The organism is Streptomyces sp. NPDC045287, from assembly GCF_056432325.1.
Genome location: NZ_JBWKJG010000005.1, coordinates 373,990 through 392,418 on the forward strand (window position 1 = coordinate 373,990; position 18,429 = coordinate 392,418).

Below are 18,429 nucleotides of genomic sequence, written 5' to 3' on the forward strand. Positions count from 1 at the left end.
CGGGGCCGGTCCGCCGGCCGGGGCCGGCGTCTGCGCACCGGTCGGTCCCGACGCCGAACCCGCGGAACCCGCCGGATCGGCGGCGGGTCCGGCGGGCGGATCGGAGTCGGGGGCGGGGTTCTGTGTCTCGTCAGTCGGGGCCACGGGGCAAGTGTCGCGCACGTCGGCGACACCGCGCTCAACCTGTGGACAACCCGGACCCGGCGTGCGGCCGGGCCCCGGATCAGCGCTTGTCGGCGGGGACGCCGACGGCCGCGCACACGGCACGCCACACGTCCTTCGCCTCCCAGCCGGCGTCGAACGCCTGGTACACCGTCCGGCCGCCCAGTTCGGACATCACGTGGTCGCGGGCGAAGGACTCGGCGTAGGCCGCGCCGAAGTGGTCCGCCATGCGCTCCCAGAAAATCGTCAACCGCATGCGTCCAGTATCGCGCTCCTGAGAGTGCAGACCGTCCCCGGCCGCTTGCCGGAGACCCTTTCCGCCCTACGGTCGGAACATGGGTCGACACATGGCTGGAACCCCCCTCGCGCGCGCCGAGCAGTTCGTCTGGCTCACGGCCCGCGTCCTCGAACAACGCCGGTTCGCCTACCACTTCCTGGGCGGAGGCGCCGACGCCGTGGAGGCCGCCCTCGTCCCGTACGCCAACGAGGACGGCGGCTACGGGCACGCCCTGGAGCCGGACGTGCGGGGCCCGGTGAGCCAGCCGCTGCACACGGCGCACGCGCTGCGCGTGCTCGACTCGATCGGCCGGTGCGGCGGGCTGCGCGTGGAGCGGGTCTGCCGGTACCTGACCGGTGTCTCCACCCGCGACGGCGCGTTGCCCGCCGTCCACCCGTCGGTGCGCGGCTATCCCGTCGCGCCGTTCGTCCCGGTCGTCGACGACCCGCCGAGCGACCTGCTGACCACGGGACCCGTGGTCGGGCTGCTCCACCGCAACCAGGTCTGGCACGCGTGGCTGTTCCGCGCCACCGACTTCTGCTGGGCGGCGGTCGACGCGATCGGGAGGGACCGGCCGACGCACCCGTACGAGGCCGAGGCCGCCGTGGCGTTCCTCGACGGGGTCCCCGACCGGGCCCGGGCGGAGGCGGCGGCCGACCGGCTGGGCCGGGTGGTGCGGGGACAGCGGCTGGCGGTGCTGGAGCCGGAGCGGGCCGACGCGTATCCGCTCGCCCCCGGGTACGCGCCGGGCGAGTACCACTTCCCGCACGACTACGCGCGCGTGCCGGACTCGCTCGCCCGGCGGTGGTTCACCGACGAGGAGATGGCCCGTTCCCTGGACCACCTGGTGGCCGCGCAGTCCGATGACGGCGGCTGGCCGGTCGGCTGGCGGCAGTGGGCGCCGGGCACCGCCCTGGAGTCGCGGCCGATCGTCACGATCGAGGCGCTGCGCACGCTGCGGGCGTACGGCCGCAGCGTCGGCTGACGGGCCCGGCCCGCCGCCGCGCGCGTCAGCCGCCCAGCGCCCGCACCCCGGCCGTGACCACCACGGCCACGGCGACGACCACCAGGAACGGCGCGCGGAGCACCAGGGCGAGGGCCGCGGCGGCGAGACCCGCTCCGCGCGCGTCGACGACGAGCGCGCCGTCCGCGCTGAACGTCTGCTGCGCGGTGAGCGCGGCGAGCAGGGCGACCGGCAGCAGCGCCGCCAGGCGCCGCACGAGGGGCCGTTCCAGGGTGTCGGCCGGCACCAGCAGACCGCCGAGCTTCAGCAGGTAGCAGCCGGCGGTGGTCAGGCCGATCGCGACCCAGACGGTGGTGGCGCTCATCGCCGGTCCTCCTCGCGTCCTCGTAGCCACAGCACGGCGGGGGCGGCCAGCGCCGCGACGAGCACCGGCACGCCGGCGGGCAGCACCGGCAGGAACCCGAGCCCCAGGACCACCGCCAGGCCGGCGACGGCGCGGTCGGTGGTGGAGCGGAGCATCGGGGCCAGCAGGGCGAGGAAGACGGCCGGTCCGGCGGCGTCGAGCCCCCAGGCGCCGGTGTCGCCGACGGCCTCCGCGCCCAGGGCGCCGGCGAGCGTGGTGAGGTTCCACAGCACGTACAGGGTGAGGCCGGTGACGGTGAAGCCGATCCTGGCGGCGCGACGCGTGGGCTGGGCGAGGGCCACCGCCGTCGTCTCGTCGATGACCCAGTGGGCGCCGAGCGGGCGCAGCGCGCGCGGGAGGGCCAGGAGCTGGGAGAGGCGGAGCCCGTAGAAGGCGTTGCGGGTGCCGAGGAAGAAGGCGCCCGCGGCGGCGGTGAACGGGTTGCCCCCGGCGGCCAGCGCGCCGACGAGCGCGAACTGCGAGGCACCGGTGAAGACGAGCAGGCTGAGCGCGCAGGTCTGGAGGAGGTCGAGCCCGGCGCCGACCGAGGTGACGCCGAACGCGAAACCGGAGAGGCCGACGGCGACGCCGACCCCGAGGGAGTCCCGTACGACGGCCCGGTCCGGCTTCGCCGCGTCCGTGTGCCGCGCCGCGTCCGCGTGCGCGGTGCGCTCCGCCATGGGTGCTGCTGATGGTGTTGACTGTTCTGCCACGCCCGGCACGCTAAGGTCGCTCCGCGCTCCCGGTCTTGTACGTTCTTGCGCGCTCCCGCTGGTAGGCGCCCGGCGGGACGCCGACGATCCGGGTGAAGTGGCGGTTGAGGTGGGGCTGGTCGGTGAAGCCGACCGCCACGGCCGCGTCGCCGGGTGCCCTGCCCGCCTCCAGGAGGCGGCGGGCGGCCCGTACGCGCGCGTTGGTGAGCCAGGTGTGGGGCGGCATCCCGTACGCCGCCTTGAAGGCGCGCAGCAGCGCGAACGGGCTGGTGCCGAGCTCCCGGGCGAGCTGTTCCAGGGACGGCGGCCCGGTCATGCGGTCGAGGAGCACCTCGCGCGCGGCGGCGGCCGTGCGGGCTCCGGCCGGGCGCGGAATCCGCTGCGGGAGGGTCCGGCCGTGGCGGCGCAGCAGCCGGGCGACGGCGACGCGCAGGATGCTGTCGGCGGCGAGGGCGTTGCCCTCCTCGGCCGCGCGGTGCACGGCGCCGATCAGCCGGGCGGTGCTCTCGTCCTCGACGATGGTCTCGCCGAAGGCGACCGTGCCGCGCAGACTGGTCTCCTCCTCGGCGATCCCGGCGACCAGCCGCGACGACGGGTAGAGCGTGGTGTACGACCAGCCTTCGGGCACCCCGGCGCGCGCGGAGTGCGGCACCTCGGGGTTGATCATGACGACGGTGCCGGGACGGGCCTTGATCGTGCCCTCCGGCATGACGACGTCCTCGATGCCCCGGCGGACGGCGCCCAGCACGTAGCCCTCGTGGCTGTGGCGGGAGAAGGAGTGGCGGACGTAGCGGGCGCGCAGCAGGTCGAGGCCGGGCAGGCCCGGGTACTGCCAGTGCCGGGCCCACTCGTCGGGCCGTCCGCCGTCCGGGGTGGTCGCCATGCCCCCATTCTGCGCCCGCCCGCACCCCGCTGACCTGCCGGTCCGCGGTGTGGACGCCGGTTGTCAGTGGTGGGGTGCACGATGGGGGGCATGGCCGGGACCGCACTCGACTCCTTCTCCCCCGCGACCCGCGGCTGGTTCACGGGGGCGTTCAGCGCGCCCACCGCCGCCCAGGAAGGGGCGTGGCGGGCGATCGGCGCGGGCTCGGACGTGCTGGTGGTCGCCCCGACGGGGTCCGGCAAGACGCTGGCGGCCTTCCTCGCCGCCCTGGACCGGCTGGCGTCCGCGCCGCCGCCCGCCGACCCGAAGAAGCGCTGCCGGGTGCTGTACGTGTCGCCGTTGAAGGCGTTGGCGGTCGACGTGGAGCGGAACCTGCGCAGCCCGCTGACGGGCATCCGCCAGGAGGCGGTGCGGCGGGGGCTGCCGGAGCCGGAGGTGCGGGTCGGGATCCGCTCGGGGGACACGTCGGCCGCCGAGCGGCGGTCGCTGGCGACGCGCCCGCCGGACATCCTCATCACCACGCCGGAGTCGCTGTTCCTGATGCTGACGTCCGCCGCGCGCGACGCGCTGGCGGGGGTGGAAACGGTGATCCTCGACGAGGTGCACGCCGTGGCGGGCACGAAGCGGGGCGCCCACCTGGCGCTGTCCCTGGAGCGGCTCGACGAGCTGCTGCCCCGCCCCGCGCGCAGGATCGGCCTGTCCGCGACGGTGCGGCCGGTGGACGAGGTGGCGCGGTTCCTGTCGCCGCGGCGGAAGGCCGAGGTGGTCCAGCCGCCGTCCGGCAAGGAGTTCGACCTGTCCGTGGTGGTGCCCGTCGAGGACCTGGGCGAGTTGGGCGGTTCGCCGGCCGCCGACGCGGGCGACGGTCCCGGCGGGAAGCCGTCGATCTGGCCGCACGTCGAGGAGCGGATCGCGGACCTGGTGCAGGAGCACCGGTCGACGATCGTGTTCGCCAACTCGCGGCGCCTGGCTGAGCGGTTGTGCAACCGGCTCAACGAGATCGCGTACGAGCGGGCCACGGGCGAAGCGCTGCCCGCCGACGCCTCCCCCGCCGAGCTGATGGCCCAGTCCGGTGCCGCCAAGGGCGCACCGCCGCTGCTGGCGCGGGCGCACCACGGCTCGGTCTCCAAGGAGCAGCGGGCCCTGGTCGAGGAGGACCTGAAGGCCGGCCGCCTGCCCGCCGTGGTGGCCACGTCCAGCCTGGAGCTGGGCATCGACATGGGCGCGGTCGACCTGGTCGTCCAGGTCGAGTCGCCGCCCTCCGTGGCGTCCGGGCTCCAGCGCGTGGGCCGCGCCGGGCACCAGGTGGGCGCCGTGTCGCGGGGCGTGGTGTTCCCGAAGTACCGGGGCGACCTGGTGCAGGCGGCGGTGGTGACGGAGCGGATGCGACAGGGCGCGATCGAGTCGCTGCGCGTCCCGGCCAATCCGCTGGACGTGCTGGCCCAGCAGCTCGTCGCCATGGTCGCGCTGGACACGTGGAGTTACGACGACCTGCTGGCGCTGGTGCGGCGGGCGGCCCCGTTCGCGTCGCTGCCCGAGTCGGCGTTCACGGCCGTGCTGGACATGCTCGCCGGGCGCTATCCGTCGGACGCGTTCGCGGAGCTGCGCCCGCGCGTGGTGTGGGACCGGGTCGCCGGGACGGTCACGGGACGCCCCGGCGCCCAGCGCCTGGCCGTCACCTCGGGCGGCACGATCCCCGACCGGGGCCTGTTCGGGGTCTTCCTGGCGGGCGCCGATCCGAAGCGGGGCGGGGGCCGGGTCGGGGAGCTCGACGAGGAGATGGTGTACGAGTCGCGCGTCGGCGACGTGTTCACGCTCGGTACGTCGTCGTGGCGGATCGAGGACATCACGCGCGACCGGGTGCTGGTGTCGCCCGCGCCCGGCGTGCCGGGCCGGCTGCCGTTCTGGAAGGGCGACCAGTTGGGCCGTCCGCTCGAACTGGGGCGGGCGGTGGGGGCGTTCCTGCGGGAGGTCGGTTCGCTGGCACCGGACGACGCGCGGGCGCGGCTGACCGCGGCGGGCCTGGACGCGTGGGCCGCCGACAACGTCCTGGCGTACCTGGACGAGCAGCGCCGCGCCTGCGGGCACGTGCCGGACGACCGGACGGTCCTCGTGGAGCGGTTCCGCGACGAGCTGGGCGACTGGCGCGTGGTGGTGCACTCGCCGTTCGGCGCGCAGGTGCACGCCCCGTGGGCGCTCGCGCTGGGCGCCCGGCTCGCGGAGCGGTACGGCATGGACGCCCAGGTCATGCACGCCGACGACGGCATCGTCCTGCGCCTGCCGGACGCCGATCTGATGGGCCTCGACCTGCTGGACCAGGAACCGGTCGCGCCGGGCCCGGAGTGTGACAGCGAACAGGTACCCGTCGGCGCCGCCGACGTCGTCTTCGACAAGGGCGAGGTCGACCGGATCGTCACCGAGCAGGTCGGCGGTTCGGCCCTGTTCGCGTCCCGCTTCCGGGAGTGCGCCGCCCGTGCGTTGCTGCTGCCCAGGCGCGACCCCGGCAGGCGCACCCCGTTGTGGCAGCAGCGCCAGCGCGCGGCGCAACTGCTCCAGGTGGCGAGCGAGTTCGGTTCGTTCCCGATCGTCCTGGAGGCGGTCCGCGAGTGCCTCCAGGACGTGTTCGACGTGCCGGGCCTCCAGGAGCTGATGGGGGACATCGAGTCGCGCCGCGTCCGGCTGGTGGAGGTCACCACGCCCGAGCCGTCGCCGTTCGCCCGTTCGCTGCTGTTCGGGTACGTCGCCCAGTTCCTGTACGAGGGGGACTCCCCGCTCGCCGAGCGCCGCGCGGCCGCCCTGTCCCTGGACTCGCGGCTGCTGGCGGAGCTGCTGGGCCAGGCGGAGCTGCGCGAGCTGCTCGACCCGGAGGTGCTGGCCGAGCTGGAGCGCGAGCTGCAGTGGCGTACGGACGAGCGCCGGGTGAAGGACCCGGAGGGCGTCGCCGACGCGCTGCGCGTGCTGGGCCCGCTCACGGAGGCCGAGCTGGTCGAGCGGGGCGCCGACCCCGCCTGGCCCGAGGAGTTGGCGGCCGCCCGTCGGGTGATCCGGGTCCGGATCGCGGGCGTCGACCACTGGGCGGCCGTCGAGGACGCCGGCCGCCTCCGCGACGCGCTGGGCACGGCGCTGCCGGTCGGTGTCCCCGAGGCGTTCACGGAGCCGGTGAAGGACCCGCTGGGCGACCTCCTGGCGCGCTATGCGCGCACCCACGGCCCGTTCACGTCCGCGCGGGCCGCCGCCCGGTTCGGCCTCGGCACGGCCGTCACGGACGGGGCGCTGCACCGCCTCGCCGCGGACGGCCGCGTCGTGCAGGGCGAGTTCCACCCCTCGGGCATCGGCCAGGAGTGGTGCGACGCCGCGGTGCTGCGCCGGCTGCGGCGCCGCTCCCTGGCCGCGCTGCGCCAGGAGCTGGAGCCGGTCCCGCCGGCCGCGCTCGCCACGTTCCTGCCGCAGTGGCAGCACGTGGGGAGCGGCGGGCTGCGCGGCATCGACGGCCTGGCCCGCGCGATCGAGCAGTTGCAGGGTGCGCCCGTACCCGCGTCGGCGCTGGAGAAGTTGGTCCTGCCGTCCCGCGTCCGCGACTACGGCCCCCAGCTCCTCGACGAGCTGACCACCACCGGCGAGGTCGTGTGGGCGGGTGCGGGTTCGCTGCCCGGCAAGGACGGCTGGGTGTCCCTGTACCTCGCCGACACCGCGCCGCTGCTCCTGTCGCCGCCGCACCCGCTGGAGCCGACGCCGCTCCACGAGTCCGTGCTCGCCGCCCTGTCCGGCGGTTACGGGCTGTTCTTCCGTCAGATCGCCGACCAGGTCCGGGCGACCACGCACCCGGACGCCACGGACACCCAGCTCGCCGACGCCCTGTGGGACCTCGCCTGGTCCGGCCGGCTCACCAACGACACCCTCGCCCCGCTGCGCGCCGTACTCGGCTCCGGCCGTACGGCGGGCTCCACGGCGCACCGGGCCAGGCGCCCCGTCCCGCGCGGCCGGTACGGCACGCCGACCGCCGCCGTCCGCCCCGCGTCCCGCTCCGGCCCGCCCACGGTGAGCGGCCGCTGGTCCCTGCTGCCGCCCGCCGAGCCCGAGCCCACGCACCGCGCCCACGCCCTGGCCCGGACGCTGCTGGACCGGCACGGCGTGGTCACGCGCGGCGCGGTGGCCGCCGAGGGCGTCGAGGGCGGCTTCTCCGCCACGTACCGGGTCCTGTCCGCGTTCGAGGACAGCGGCCAGGCCCGCCGCGGCTACGTCGTGGAGGGGCTGGGCGCCGCCCAGTTCGCGATGGACGGGGCCGTGGACCGGCTGCGGGCGGCGGCGTCGGCCCGGGAGCGCGCCGAAGGGTCCGCCGCCCCGCAGGCCGTCGTCCTGGCGGCCGCCGACCCGGCCAACGCGTACGGCGCGGCCCTCCCCTGGCCCGAGCCGCCGACCGGCGCGGGCCACAAGCCGGGCCGGAAGGCGGGCTCGCTGGTGGTCCTGGTGGACGGCGAGCTGACGCTGTACGTGGAGCGCGGCGGCAAGACCCTGCTGTCCTGGCCCCTCGACCCGGAGGCCCCGGCCCTCCGGGCCGCCGCGGAGGCACTGGCGGCCGCCGCGGGCGCGCTGGGCACGGTCACGGTGGAGCGCGTCAACGGCGCGGCCGCCCTGACGTCCCCCCTCTCCCGTGCTCTGGAGGCCGCGGGCTTCCACGCCACCCCGAGGGGGCTGCGCCTACGCGCCTGACGGCCCCGTCGGCAGCCCTGCGCGCGCGGGCGCGCCGAAGGGCCGGTCCTCCGGCGCATCATGGATGCCATGCCCGAAGGAGACACGGTCTGGCTGACCGCCCATCAGTTGCACGGCGCCCTCGCCGGCCGGCTCCTGACCCGGTCGGACCTGCGCGTCCCGAAGCTCGCCACCACCGATCTGACCGGCCGGGCCGTCGTCGGCGTCGTCCCGCGCGGCAAGCACCTGCTCACGCGGATCGAGGGCGGCCTCACCCTCCACTCGCACCTGCGGATGGACGGGGCCTGGCACGTGTACGCGGCGGACGAGCGCTGGCGCGGCGGACCGGGACACGAGATCCGCGCGGTCCTCGGCACCGCCGCGCACACCGCGGTCGGCTACCGGCTGCCCGTCCTGGAACTGCTCCGCACCGTCGACGAACCGGCCGTCGTGGGCCATCTGGGCCCGGACCCGCTCGGCCCGGACTGGGACTTCGAAGAGGCCGTGCGGCGCGTCCTCGCCGACCCGGCCCGCCCGCTCGGCGAGGCCCTCCTCGACCAGCGGAACCTGGCCGGCATCGGCAACGTCTACAAGTGCGAGCTGGCCTTCCTGGCCGGCGTCACGCCGTGGCTGCCGGTCGGCGACCTCCCCGCCGGCGTGCCGGAGCGGCTGGTCGCGACGGCCCGGCGCCTGCTGGACGAGAACAAGGGCCGCTTCGACCGCCGCACCGTGCCCGGTGGCCGCGCCGATCGCCGCCTGTACGTGTACGGGCGCCGCCACCGGCCCTGTTACCGCTGCGGGGCCCCGATCCGCTGGTACGGCGGCGGGGACGACGCCCGCGATCGCGTCTCCTACTGGTGCCCCGGCTGCCAGACCGGCCCCGCACCGGCCTGATCACTCGTCCCGCCGCGCTCGGACACGGGCGCGGCGAGGGCCTCGTGAAGCCCCCGCGAGAACTTCTGACACGCTCTCAACCCCGCAACTCCCAACCGACTCAGCCCCTACAGCCACCCAGCCCCTTCAGCCTTCGGATCCGCCCCCGCCGCGCGGCCGGCGCGGCACCCCCCGGCCGAAGGCCCCCACGACGTCCCACACGAGACCCCGCAGCGCCTCCGGGAACGAGTCGCGCACCGCGGCGCGCCACCGGGAGCGCCGCCCGGCCGGCCGCCCAGGCCCGGGCGCCGCCGCGACGTGCACCGGGAGCAGGCTGAGCCCCCAGCCGCTCGCCGCCGCGACCCCTTCGACCAGTCCGGCCCGGTCGGGCAGGAGCGCCAGGCGCAACACCGCCCACCACCACAGTCCGCCCAGTACGAGCGCCGACGCCAGCGCCGGCAGCGGGACTCGTCGCCGTACCATGCCGCCTCCTCCGGTCGACGCTAGACCGGCCCGATCACCGGGCGGGAGGGCGCACCGGAGCAGCCGCCGGCGCACCCACCGCCCCACACACGGCCGCCGGGCCCGAGGGCCCGGCGGCGGGTCGCGTCAGACGTTCTCGGCCTGGAACATCCACGCGTGCTTCTCGAGTTCGGCGGTCAGCCCGATGAGCAGGTCCTGGGTGACCGGGTCCGGCTCGTCGGTCACCGCGACCCGCTCCCGCATCCGCTCGATGACCGCGACGAGCGCGTCCACCATGATCCGTACGGCGTCCTGGTCCTGGATCCACCCGGTCGGCACCTCGCCAATGGCACTGCCGGACGCCACCGACGCGGCACGCCCGTCGGGGTTGATGCCGAGGGCCGAGGCGCGCTCCGCCACCACGTCGGAGTGCGTCCGGGCGGTGGTCACGACCTCGTCGAGCTGCAGGTGGATGGAGCGGAAGCGCGACCCGATCACATTCCAGTGGACCTGCTTGGCCACCAGCGACAGGTCGATCAGGTCCACGAGGGCACCCTGCAGGGCCTCCCCGACCGTCTTCAGGTCGGCATCGGACAGCGAACTCTTGACGACAGCCATGCGAATCCTCCATTCCGTGCGCACGTTCCACCATGACACACAGCGCGCAAAACGGGCATTCAACTAAAAGCGAAAGCCCCGGTCGGCACCTCGGGTACCCGGCCGGGGCTCAGCCCAAAACGTCGATCCGACGGAACCGCGGTGGATGGACCGCGGAACCGGGCGGATCAGGCGGCGACGACGTCCACCGCTTCCGCGGGCGCCTTGATGGTCACCCGCTCCGTCGGCACACCCGCCACCGACGTCACGGACACAGAATTGAGCATCGGGCGCACTGGCGCGGGCACCGGCTCACTCGCCGCTGCCGATTCCGCCAGCTCCGCCAGCGACAGCTCGTCGCTCACTTCTCGCATGAGCTCGGACATCCGTACGTCCAGCGCGTCGCAGATCGCGGAGAGCAGTTCGGAGGAAGCCTCCTTCTGCCCCCGCTCCACCTCGGAAAGATAGCCGAGTGATACTCGGGCGGACGAGGAGACTTCGCGCAGAGTACGGCCCTGGCGCTGGCGCTGCCGACGCAGCACGTCACCCAGCAGGCGACGGAGCAGAATCATCGGTGGCTCCCTCCTCGGACCGCGTAGCCGCATCCTTCACGCCCCACCGTACCGCCTCGCGCTGCGGCCGTGCGGGGAGCGATGTCGTGTTCACTCAGGGCTGCAAACATCAATTCCCCCCGTTCTGTTCCGTATCCTTTGCCCGCGCATTCTCCGAGAGTTCGTCCACGAGCAGCTCCAGCACGCTCCGTACACTCTCTCTACGGATTTCCGCGCGGTCGCCGTTCAACCGCAAAGCGGCCACTTTCCCCTCGGCGGCGGCGCCGCCGGGCGGCCCGCACACGGCCACGTACACGGTCCCCACCGGCTGCCCGTCCTGCGGGTCGGGGCCCGCCACCCCCGTCGTCGCGGCGCCCCACGCGGCGCCCAGCCGGTCCCGTACGCCCCGCGCCATCTGCAGCGCGACCTCCGCGTCGACCGCTCCGCGCCGCTCCAGCAGCTCCCCGTCGACACCGAGCAGGTCCCGCTTGAGCGGCGTGGCGTACGCCGTGACGGACCCGCGGAAGGCGCGGGAGGCGCCCGGCACGGCGGTCAGCTCCGCGGCGACCAGGCCACCCGTGAGCGACTCGGCCACGGCGAGCGTCTGGTCACGCTCCGCTAGCAGACGTAGCACGCGCGCCGCCACCGGGACCCCCTCCCGTACCGCCTGTCTCACCGGGGCGGCTCCGAGGCGGCCCGGGCCGCCCGGGCGGCCCGCTCGGCGGCGAGCCCCCTGCGGCGCAGCACGACGGCCTGCCGTACGTAGTCGAGCCCCGTGACGACCGTCAGGACGACCGCCAGGGCCATCACCCACCAGCGCAGGGTGGCCAGCGGGCCGGTCAGCGCCAGCACGTACATGCCCACGGCCGTGCCCTGGGCGAGCGTCTTCATCTTGCCGCCGCGGCTGGCCGGGATCACCCCGTGGCGGATCACCCAGAACCGCATGAGCGTGATGCTCAGCTCGCGGAAGAGGATCACGCCGGTCACCCACCACGGCAGGTCGCCGAGGGCGGACAGGCAGATCAGCCCGGCGGCCATGATGGCCTTGTCGGCGATGGGGTCGGCGATCTTCCCGAAGTCCGTGACGAGGTTGTACGTCCGCGCCAGGTGGCCGTCGAACACGTCCGTGATCATGGCGACGGCGAACGCCGCCCACGCCCAGGCGCGCCAGACGGGGTCGTACCCGCCGTCCTGGAGCAGCAGCACCACGAACGCCGGGACGAGCACCAGCCGCACCATGGTGAGGATGTTGGCGATGTTCCACAGACTGGCCTGGTTCACGGCCGCCGCTCCCAGCTTCCCGACGGGCGCCCTCCTCCCCGTGCCGCCCGAAGCGGACGCCGGGACTCCGGTCATCTGCCCGCCTCCTCGAGTACCTCGGCCACCAGGTCGACGCCTTCCGCCCCCACGACCTTCGCCTTGACCATACGGCCCACGGCCAGCCCGGCGCCCGTCGTGAACAGCACCTGCCCGTCCGTCTCCGGCGCCTGGTGCGCCGCGCGGCCGGCACCGGCGTAGTCGTCGAGGTCGTCGGGGTCGTCGCCCCCGACGGACTCGACCAGTACCTCCAGGGTCTCTCCCAGGCGCTCCTCCGCACGCTGGGCGGTCAGCTCCTCCGCGAGTCTGGACAGGTGCGCGAGACGCGCGTCGACGACCTCCTGGTCCAGCTTGCCCTCGTACGTGGCGGCCTCGGTGCCCTCCTCGTCGGAGTAGCCGAACACGCCGATGGCGTCGAGCCGGGCGTGGGTGAGGAAGCGCTTCAGCTCGGCGTAGTCCTCCTCGGTCTCGCCGGGGAAGCCGACGATGAAGTTGGACCGCACGCCGGCCTGCGGCGCCTTGCCGCGGATCGTGTCCAGCAGCTCCAGGAACCGGTCCGTGTCGCCGAAGCGGCGCATGGCGCGCAGCACGGCGGGCGCGGAGTGCTGGAACGACAGGTCGAAGTAGGGGGCGACCTTCTCCGTGGACGTCAGGACGTCGATCAGGCCGGGCCGCATCTCGGCGGGCTGGAGGTAGCTGACCCGGACGCGCTCGATGCCGTCGACGGCGGCCAGCTCGGGCAGCAGCGTCTCGAGCAGGCGGATGTCGCCGAGGTCCTTGCCGTACGAGGTGTTGTTCTCGGAGACCAGCATGATCTCCTTGACGCCCTGCTCGGCCAGCCAGCGCGTCTCGCCCAGCACGTCGCTGGGGCGCCGCGACACGAAGGAGCCGCGGAAGGACGGGATGGCGCAGAACGAGCAGCGCCGGTCGCAACCGGAGGCCAGCTTCACGGAGGCGACCGGGCTGGTGTCCAGGCGGCGGCGCAGCGGGGCGCGCGGGCCGGAGGCGGGCGCGATGCCCTCGGGCAGGTCGGCGGGCGCCTCGGCGGGGCCCTGCGGGGCCCCGTGGCCCGGCAGGGCGACGGCGCCGGCGGCGCCCTGGCGCTCGACGGGGCTGAGCGGCAGCAGCTTGCGCCGGTCGCGGGGGGTGTGCGAGGCGTGGACGCCGCCGCTGAGGATGGTCCGGAGGCGGTCGGAGATGTCGGCGTAGTCGTCGAAGCCGAGCACGCCGTCGGCCTCGGGCAGGGCTTCGGCGAGCTCCTTGCCGTACCGCTCGGCCATGCAGCCGACGGCGACGACGGCCTGGGTGCGGCCGTGGTCCTTCAGATCGTTCGCTTCGAGGAGGGCGTCGACGGAGTCCTTCTTCGCGGCCTCGACGAAGCCACAGGTGTTGACGACGGCGACGTCGGCGTCGGCGGCGTCCTCGACGAGCTCCCAGCCGTCCGCTGCCAGGCGGCCTGCGAGCTCCTCCGAGTCCACCTCGTTACGGGCGCAGCCAAGAGTGACAAGGGCGACGGTACGGCGTTCGGGCATGGACTCAAGACTACTTCGTCCCCGGTGCCCCTCCGGCGCGCAGGTCCGGCCCCCGCCCGTACCCCCGGGTCCGGGGGCACGGGCGGGGGCGCGGCGGGGGCGGCCCGTGGTGCGCGGGGGACGGGGGCCGGGCGGTCAGCCGACCTGGGGGTCGCCCTTGGTGTACGTCAGCCGTTCGACCTGGCCGGGGGAGAACTCGTCCTCGATCTTCTTGCCGTTCACGAACAGCTCGATCGCCCCGGCGTTGCCGAGGATGAGGTCGAGCCGCTCGTCGTCCTGGAAGGTCTTGGAATCGCCCTTCTGGAGCAGGCCGTCGAAGAGGAGCTTGCCGTCGCGGGCCTTGGCCGAGATCCAGCTCTTGTCGTCGATGGCGGTGAGCTTGACCGTGACCTTGTCCTGCGGGACGGCCGCGATCGCGCTCTCCGAGGGGACGGGCGCGGGCTTGGACGGCGCCGGCTTGGGCGCCTGGCTCGGGGAGCGGACCGGGGCCGGCGCCTCCGCCACGTTCCTGGTGCCGGTGCCGTCCTGCCCGAAGAGGGTGAAGCCGACGAAGCCGATCACCACGACGATCGCGGCGACCATGGCGGCGGTCCAGTTGGGTCGGCGCCGCTCCGGCCGGATCCGCTCCGCCTCGAACATGGGTGCGGCCGAGGTGGGGGCGGGACGGCCGCCGTGCTCCGCGTCGTACTGCTCGACCAGGGCGGCCGGGTCGAGCCCCACCGCCCGCGCGAGCGTCCGCACGTGTCCGCGGGCGTACACGTCGCCGCCGCAGCGCGAGAAGTCGTCCTCCTCGATCGCGAGCACGATGGGGACGCGCACGCGCGTGGAGCTGCTGACCTCCTCGACGGTCAGGTTCGCCGCGACGCGCGCGTCGCGGAGCGCACGGCCGATCGAGGGCCGGTCGTCCGGGAGGAACGAAGGCCGGTCGTCTTCGGGGGAGTTGCCGTCGGGGGCGTTGCCGATGGACACGAGGGCGCCTTTCGAGCGTGTAACCACCTGCCGGAGGTTCAGTCTATGGGTGGTACGAAAGGGTGGGGCAACCGGGCGGACGTGGTTTGTACGCCATCGGAATGGCCGTGCCCCGCGGTGCGGTGACCGTCATTCTCCGCCCTTCCTCCAACTCGGCGTACGGCCCGGGGCAACGGTTTGCCCGCGGTTTCCTCACGGATGGGACACGGTCGGGTCAGGGGCCGCTCTCACCGCGGATCGAGGCGAGTACGCCATCCAGGTCGTCCGGTTTGACCAGGACGTCCCGTGCCTTGGAGCCCTCGCTGGGGCCGACGATGTTCCGCGACTCCATCAGGTCCATGAGCCTGCCCGCCTTGGCGAAGCCGACCCGCAGCTTCCGCTGGAGCATCGACGTGGAGCCGAACTGCGTGGAGACGACCAGTTCGGCGGCCTGGCACAACAGGTCGAGGTCGTCGCCGATCTCCTCGTCGATCTCCTTCTTCTGCTTCGTCCCGGTCGTGACGTCGTCGCGGAAGACGGGCGCCATCTGCTCCTTGCAGTGCCGGACGACAGCCGCGACCTCCTCCTCCGTGACGAAGGCGCCCTGGAGCCGTACCGGCTTGTTCGCGCCCATCGGCAGGAACAGGCCGTCGCCCTTGCCGATGAGCTTCTCGGCCCCCGGCTGGTCGAGGATGACGCGGCTGTCGGCGAGGGAGGAGGTGGCGAAGGCCAGGCGGGAGGGGACGTTGGCCTTGATGAGGCCGGTGACGACGTCCACGGAGGGCCGCTGCGTGGCGAGCACCAGGTGGATGCCGGCGGCGCGGGCCAGCTGCGTGATGCGGACGATGGAGTCCTCGACGTCGCGCGGCGCGACCATCATCAGGTCGGCCAGCTCGTCCACGATGACCAGCAGGTACGGGTACGGCTGGAGCTCGCGCTCGCTGCCCGGGGGCGTCTTCAGCTTGCCGCTGCGCACGGCGGCGTTGAAGTCGTCGATGTGCCGGTACCCGAACGCCGCCAGGTCGTCGTAGCGCAGGTCCATCTCCCGCACGACCCACTGGAGCGCCTCGGCGGCCCGCTTGGGGTTGGTGATGATCGGCGTGATCAGGTGCGGGACGCCCTCGTACGCGGTCAGCTCGACCCGCTTGGGGTCGATGAGCACCATCCGGACGTCCTCGGGGGTGGCCCTTATCATCACCGACGTGATCAGGCAGTTGATGCACGACGACTTGCCGGATCCGGTGGCGCCGGCGACCAGGACGTGCGGCATCGTCGCCAGGTTGGCCATGACGTAGCCGCCCTCGACGTCCTTGCCCAGCGCGACCAGCATCGGGTGCTCGTCCCCGGCGGCGTCGGCGAGCCGCAGCACGTCGCCGAGCTTGACCATCTCGCGGTCGGTGTTCGGGATCTCGATGCCGACGGCGGACTTCCCGGGGATCGGCGAGATGATCCGCACGTCGGGGCTGGCCACCGCGTACGCGATGTTCTTCGTCAGCGCCGTGATCCGCTCGACCTTCACGGCCGGGCCGAGCTCCACCTCGTAGCGGGTGACCGTCGGGCCGCGGGTGAAGCCCGTGACGTCGGCGTCCACCTTGAACTCGGAGAAGACGTTGCGCAGGGACGCGACGACGGCGTCGTTGGCGGCGCTGCGCGTCTTGCCCGGGCCGCCCCGCTCCAGCAGGTCGAGGGAGGGCAGGGCGTACGTGATGTCCCCGGCCAGCCGGAGCTGCTCGGCCCGCGCGGGCATCGGCTCGGGCACGTCCCGTACGGGCGCGGGCTTGGTCAGGTCCGGTACGAGCCCGCCGTCCGCCTCCTCCCGTGCCGGGGGTACGGCGGGGGCGCCCCGGCCCGGGGAGCGCTCCGCGTCACGGCCGGCCGCACCGGTGTCGGTGCCGGTCCGGCCGCGGTCCGCCGTGACGTCCTTGGTCAGGTCGGCCACGAGGGGCGAGGGCGGCATGCCGTTCTGCACGGCGCCGTCGAGGTCCGCCGCCGCGGCCGCGGCGATGTCGACGGGGTCCAGCGCCCGCCCGAACCCGGACTCGGCCGTGCCCGGCGCCCGGCGCGCGCGCGACCGCCCGCGCCGCGTGAGCGCCTCCTCCTCGGCCCGCTCGGGGTCGTACCCGCCGGCCGCCTCACCGCCGCGGCCGCCGGCCCGGCGGCGGGAGGGCGCGGGCAGGCCCTCGCGCCACTGCTCGTCGTACCGCCGGTCGTCGTCCCACTCCTCGTCGCTCCACTCCTCGTACGGCTCGATGACGCCGAGCCGCTCGCCGAGCGCCCGCAGCCGTCGCGGGATGGCGTTGACGGGGGTGGCGGTGACGACGAGCAGGCCGAAGAGCGTCAGCAGGACGAGCAGGGGGACGGCGAGGACCTCGCCCGTCATGAAGATCAGCGGGGTGGACGCGGCCCAGCCGATGAGGCCGCCCGCGTCCTGCATGGCCTGGGCGCCCGCGTCGCGGCCCGGTGAGCCGCAGGCGATGTGGACCTGGCCCAGGACACCGACGACCAGGGCGGACAGGCCGATGACGATGCGTCCGTTCGCCTCGGGCTTCTCGGGGTGCAGGATCAACCGGACGGCCATGGTGCCCACGAGGAGCGGCACGAGCAGGTCGAGCCGGCCGAACGCGCCGGTGACGAGCATGTCGACGAGGTCGCCGACCGGGCCGTGGAGGTTGGCCCAGGTACCGGCCGCGACGACGAGGGCGAGGCCGAGCAGCAGCAGGGCCAGGCCGTCCTTGCGGTGCGCGGGGTCGAGCCCCTTCGCGCCACGCCCTATCCCCCGGAACATGGCGCCGACGGCGTGGGCGAGGCCGAGCCAGAGGGCGCGGACGATCCGGTAGACGCCGCCCGTGGGGGACGGCGCCGGCTTGGGCACCGGTCTGGCGGCCGCCTTCTTCGCGGCCTTCTTGACGGGGGCCTTCTTCACCGCGGTCTTCTTGGCCGGGGAGGACTGCTTGGCGACGGTCTTCCCGGCGGTCGGCTTGCCGGGGACCGCCTTCTGCGCGGCGCCCCTCGTACGGCCGGCGGCGCGCGGCTTCGCGGTGCCCGCCGTGCCGTGGGGACCCTTGCCGGACGTACGTGAGGCCATGGGGGTGAGATTACCGGTGCGGGCCGCGCGGGACACGCGTCCGCCCCCTTCACCCTTTCGTGTCGCTCCTATGGCGTACGGAAGGTGACGTCCCCTCAAGCGCCGCGTCGGGGCGCGGGACGGTCAGGCGGGGAGGCCGGATCCGCCGCCTCCGGTGCCGGGCTCCAGCGCGTCCAGCGCCCGCCGCAGCCCCGTCAGCTTCCGCTCCAGGTGCGCGGCGGTGGCGACGGCCGCGGCGTCGGCGGACTCGTCGTCGAGCTGCTTGGACAGCGCCTCGGCCTGCTCCTCGACGGCGGCGAGTCGCGCCGACAGCTCGGCGAGGAGGCCCGCGGTCTCCTTCGCCGCGGCGCCGCCCTGGCCGCCGTCGCTCCCCTCGAGCTGGAGGCGGAGCAGGGCGGCCTGCTCGCGCAGCTGACAGTTCTTCATGTACAGCTCGACGAACACGGACACCTTGGCGCGCAGGACCCACGGGTCGAACGGCTTGGAGATGTAGTCGACCGCGCCCGCGGCGTATCCCCTGAACGTGTGGTGGGGACCGTGGTTGATGGCGGTCAAGAAGATGATCGGAATGTCGCGCGTGCGTTCCCGCCGTTTGATGTGCGCGGCGGTCTCGAAACCGTCCATGCCCGGCATCTGGACATCCAGAAGGATGACCGCGAAGTCGTCCGTCAGCAGCGCCTTGAGCGCTTCCTCCCCTGACGATGCCCGCACCAGCGTCTGATCGAGCGCAGAGAGGATGGCCTCCAGCGCCAGCAGATTCTCCGGCCGGTCATCGACCAGGAGGATCTTGGCCTTCTGCACCATGGCCCGTCCTCCTCGCCCCGGCAGTTGGCCGGGCGCCGCCCCAGGGGACGACTCCCTTGTGCCGTCCGTCCTTGTGCCGGTCATGGTAGCCGCACCCCACCCGTCGCCACACCCTGTCACCGTGATGTCACTGTGCACGTAACGGAAACGCGGTGGGCGACCAGAAGGT

At 74.3% G+C, this 18,429-nt stretch carries 16 protein-coding genes; 3 read left to right on the top strand and 13 right to left on the bottom strand.

Annotated elements, in window-relative coordinates; all coding sequences use genetic code 11:
- Positions 1-223: 223 nt before the first annotated feature.
- On the bottom strand, positions 224-418 hold the full coding sequence (locus tag AC07D6_RS11925) for a DUF3046 domain-containing protein (RefSeq protein ID WP_315880810.1): 195 nt from the start codon (positions 416-418) through the stop codon (positions 224-226).
- 91 nt (positions 419-509) lie between these two features.
- Between AC07D6_RS11925 and AC07D6_RS11930 the strand changes: the two genes are divergently transcribed.
- Entirely contained in the window at positions 510-1,424 is a 915-nt protein-coding gene (locus AC07D6_RS11930) for a hypothetical protein (RefSeq protein ID WP_479043547.1), read from the top strand.
- Positions 1,425-1,449: 25 nt separating this feature from the next.
- On the opposite strand, the gene AC07D6_RS11935 is transcribed toward AC07D6_RS11930, so the two are convergent.
- Genes AC07D6_RS11935 through AC07D6_RS11945 form a run of 3 tightly spaced genes read right to left on the bottom strand, consistent with a single transcriptional unit; the run spans position 1,450 to position 3,402 of the window.
- On the bottom strand, positions 1,450-1,767 hold the full coding sequence (locus tag AC07D6_RS11935; protein WP_315880811.1) for an AzlD domain-containing protein: 318 nt from the start codon (positions 1,765-1,767) through the stop codon (positions 1,450-1,452).
- On the bottom strand, positions 1,764-2,486 hold the full coding sequence (locus AC07D6_RS11940) for an AzlC family ABC transporter permease (RefSeq protein ID WP_479043568.1): 723 nt from the start codon (positions 2,484-2,486) through the stop codon (positions 1,764-1,766). The genes AC07D6_RS11935 and AC07D6_RS11940 overlap by 4 nt, the downstream gene beginning before the upstream one ends.
- Before the next feature lie 43 nt (positions 2,487-2,529).
- Positions 2,530-3,402 carry a helix-turn-helix transcriptional regulator gene (locus tag AC07D6_RS11945; RefSeq protein ID WP_479043549.1) on the bottom strand — a complete coding sequence of 291 codons (873 nt, stop codon included), beginning with the start codon at positions 3,400-3,402 and terminating at the stop codon, positions 2,530-2,532.
- Positions 3,403-3,492: 90 nt separating this feature from the next.
- On the opposite strand from AC07D6_RS11945, the gene AC07D6_RS11950 reads away from it, so the two are divergent.
- Together AC07D6_RS11950 and AC07D6_RS11955 are read left to right on the top strand one after the other, a co-directional pair.
- Entirely contained in the window at positions 3,493-8,112 is a 4,620-nt protein-coding gene (locus tag AC07D6_RS11950; RefSeq protein WP_479043550.1) for an ATP-dependent helicase, read from the top strand.
- Positions 8,113-8,181: 69 nt separating this feature from the next.
- On the top strand, positions 8,182-8,985 hold the full coding sequence (locus tag AC07D6_RS11955) for an Fpg/Nei family DNA glycosylase (protein WP_479043552.1): 804 nt from the start codon (positions 8,182-8,184) through the stop codon (positions 8,983-8,985).
- A 126-nt stretch (positions 8,986-9,111) separates the two neighbouring features.
- Here the strand turns inward: AC07D6_RS11955 and AC07D6_RS11960 are convergent, their stop codons facing one another.
- The 9 genes from AC07D6_RS11960 to AC07D6_RS12000 form a co-directional block, all read right to left on the bottom strand.
- Positions 9,112-9,447, bottom strand: a complete 336-nt coding sequence (locus AC07D6_RS11960) for a hypothetical protein (RefSeq protein WP_315880815.1) — start codon at positions 9,445-9,447, stop codon at positions 9,112-9,114.
- A 126-nt stretch (positions 9,448-9,573) separates the two neighbouring features.
- The gene (locus AC07D6_RS11965) at positions 9,574-10,044 is read right to left on the bottom strand and encodes a Dps family protein (RefSeq protein WP_315880816.1); all 471 of its coding nucleotides are present in this window, start codon (positions 10,042-10,044) and stop codon (positions 9,574-9,576) included.
- 167 nt (positions 10,045-10,211) lie between these two features.
- Complete coding sequence (locus AC07D6_RS11970) at positions 10,212-10,595, bottom strand: helix-turn-helix domain-containing protein (RefSeq protein ID WP_019889909.1); 384 nt, start codon at positions 10,593-10,595, stop codon at positions 10,212-10,214.
- A gap of 109 nt (positions 10,596-10,704) precedes the next feature.
- The gene (locus tag AC07D6_RS11975; RefSeq protein ID WP_479043553.1) at positions 10,705-11,208 is read right to left on the bottom strand and encodes a CinA family protein; all 504 of its coding nucleotides are present in this window, start codon (positions 11,206-11,208) and stop codon (positions 10,705-10,707) included.
- A gap of 38 nt (positions 11,209-11,246) precedes the next feature.
- The gene (gene pgsA, locus AC07D6_RS11980) at positions 11,247-11,930 is read right to left on the bottom strand and encodes a CDP-diacylglycerol--glycerol-3-phosphate 3-phosphatidyltransferase (protein ID WP_479043554.1); all 684 of its coding nucleotides are present in this window, start codon (positions 11,928-11,930) and stop codon (positions 11,247-11,249) included.
- Positions 11,927-13,423 (bottom strand): 30S ribosomal protein S12 methylthiotransferase RimO, encoded by a 1,497-nt coding sequence (gene rimO / locus AC07D6_RS11985; RefSeq protein ID WP_315880819.1) that lies wholly within the window; start codon positions 13,421-13,423, stop codon positions 11,927-11,929. Before rimO ends, pgsA begins: the two co-directional genes overlap by 4 nt.
- A 135-nt stretch (positions 13,424-13,558) precedes the next feature.
- Positions 13,559-14,392, bottom strand: a complete 834-nt coding sequence (locus AC07D6_RS11990; RefSeq protein WP_315880820.1) for a helix-turn-helix domain-containing protein — start codon at positions 14,390-14,392, stop codon at positions 13,559-13,561.
- A gap of 214 nt (positions 14,393-14,606) precedes the next feature.
- On the bottom strand, positions 14,607-17,456 hold the full coding sequence (locus AC07D6_RS11995; RefSeq protein ID WP_479043555.1) for a DNA translocase FtsK: 2,850 nt from the start codon (positions 17,454-17,456) through the stop codon (positions 14,607-14,609).
- Positions 17,457-17,579: 123 nt separating this feature from the next.
- On the bottom strand, positions 17,580-18,260 hold the full coding sequence (locus AC07D6_RS12000; RefSeq protein WP_315880822.1) for a response regulator: 681 nt from the start codon (positions 18,258-18,260) through the stop codon (positions 17,580-17,582).
- Positions 18,261-18,429: the final 169 nt, after the last annotated feature.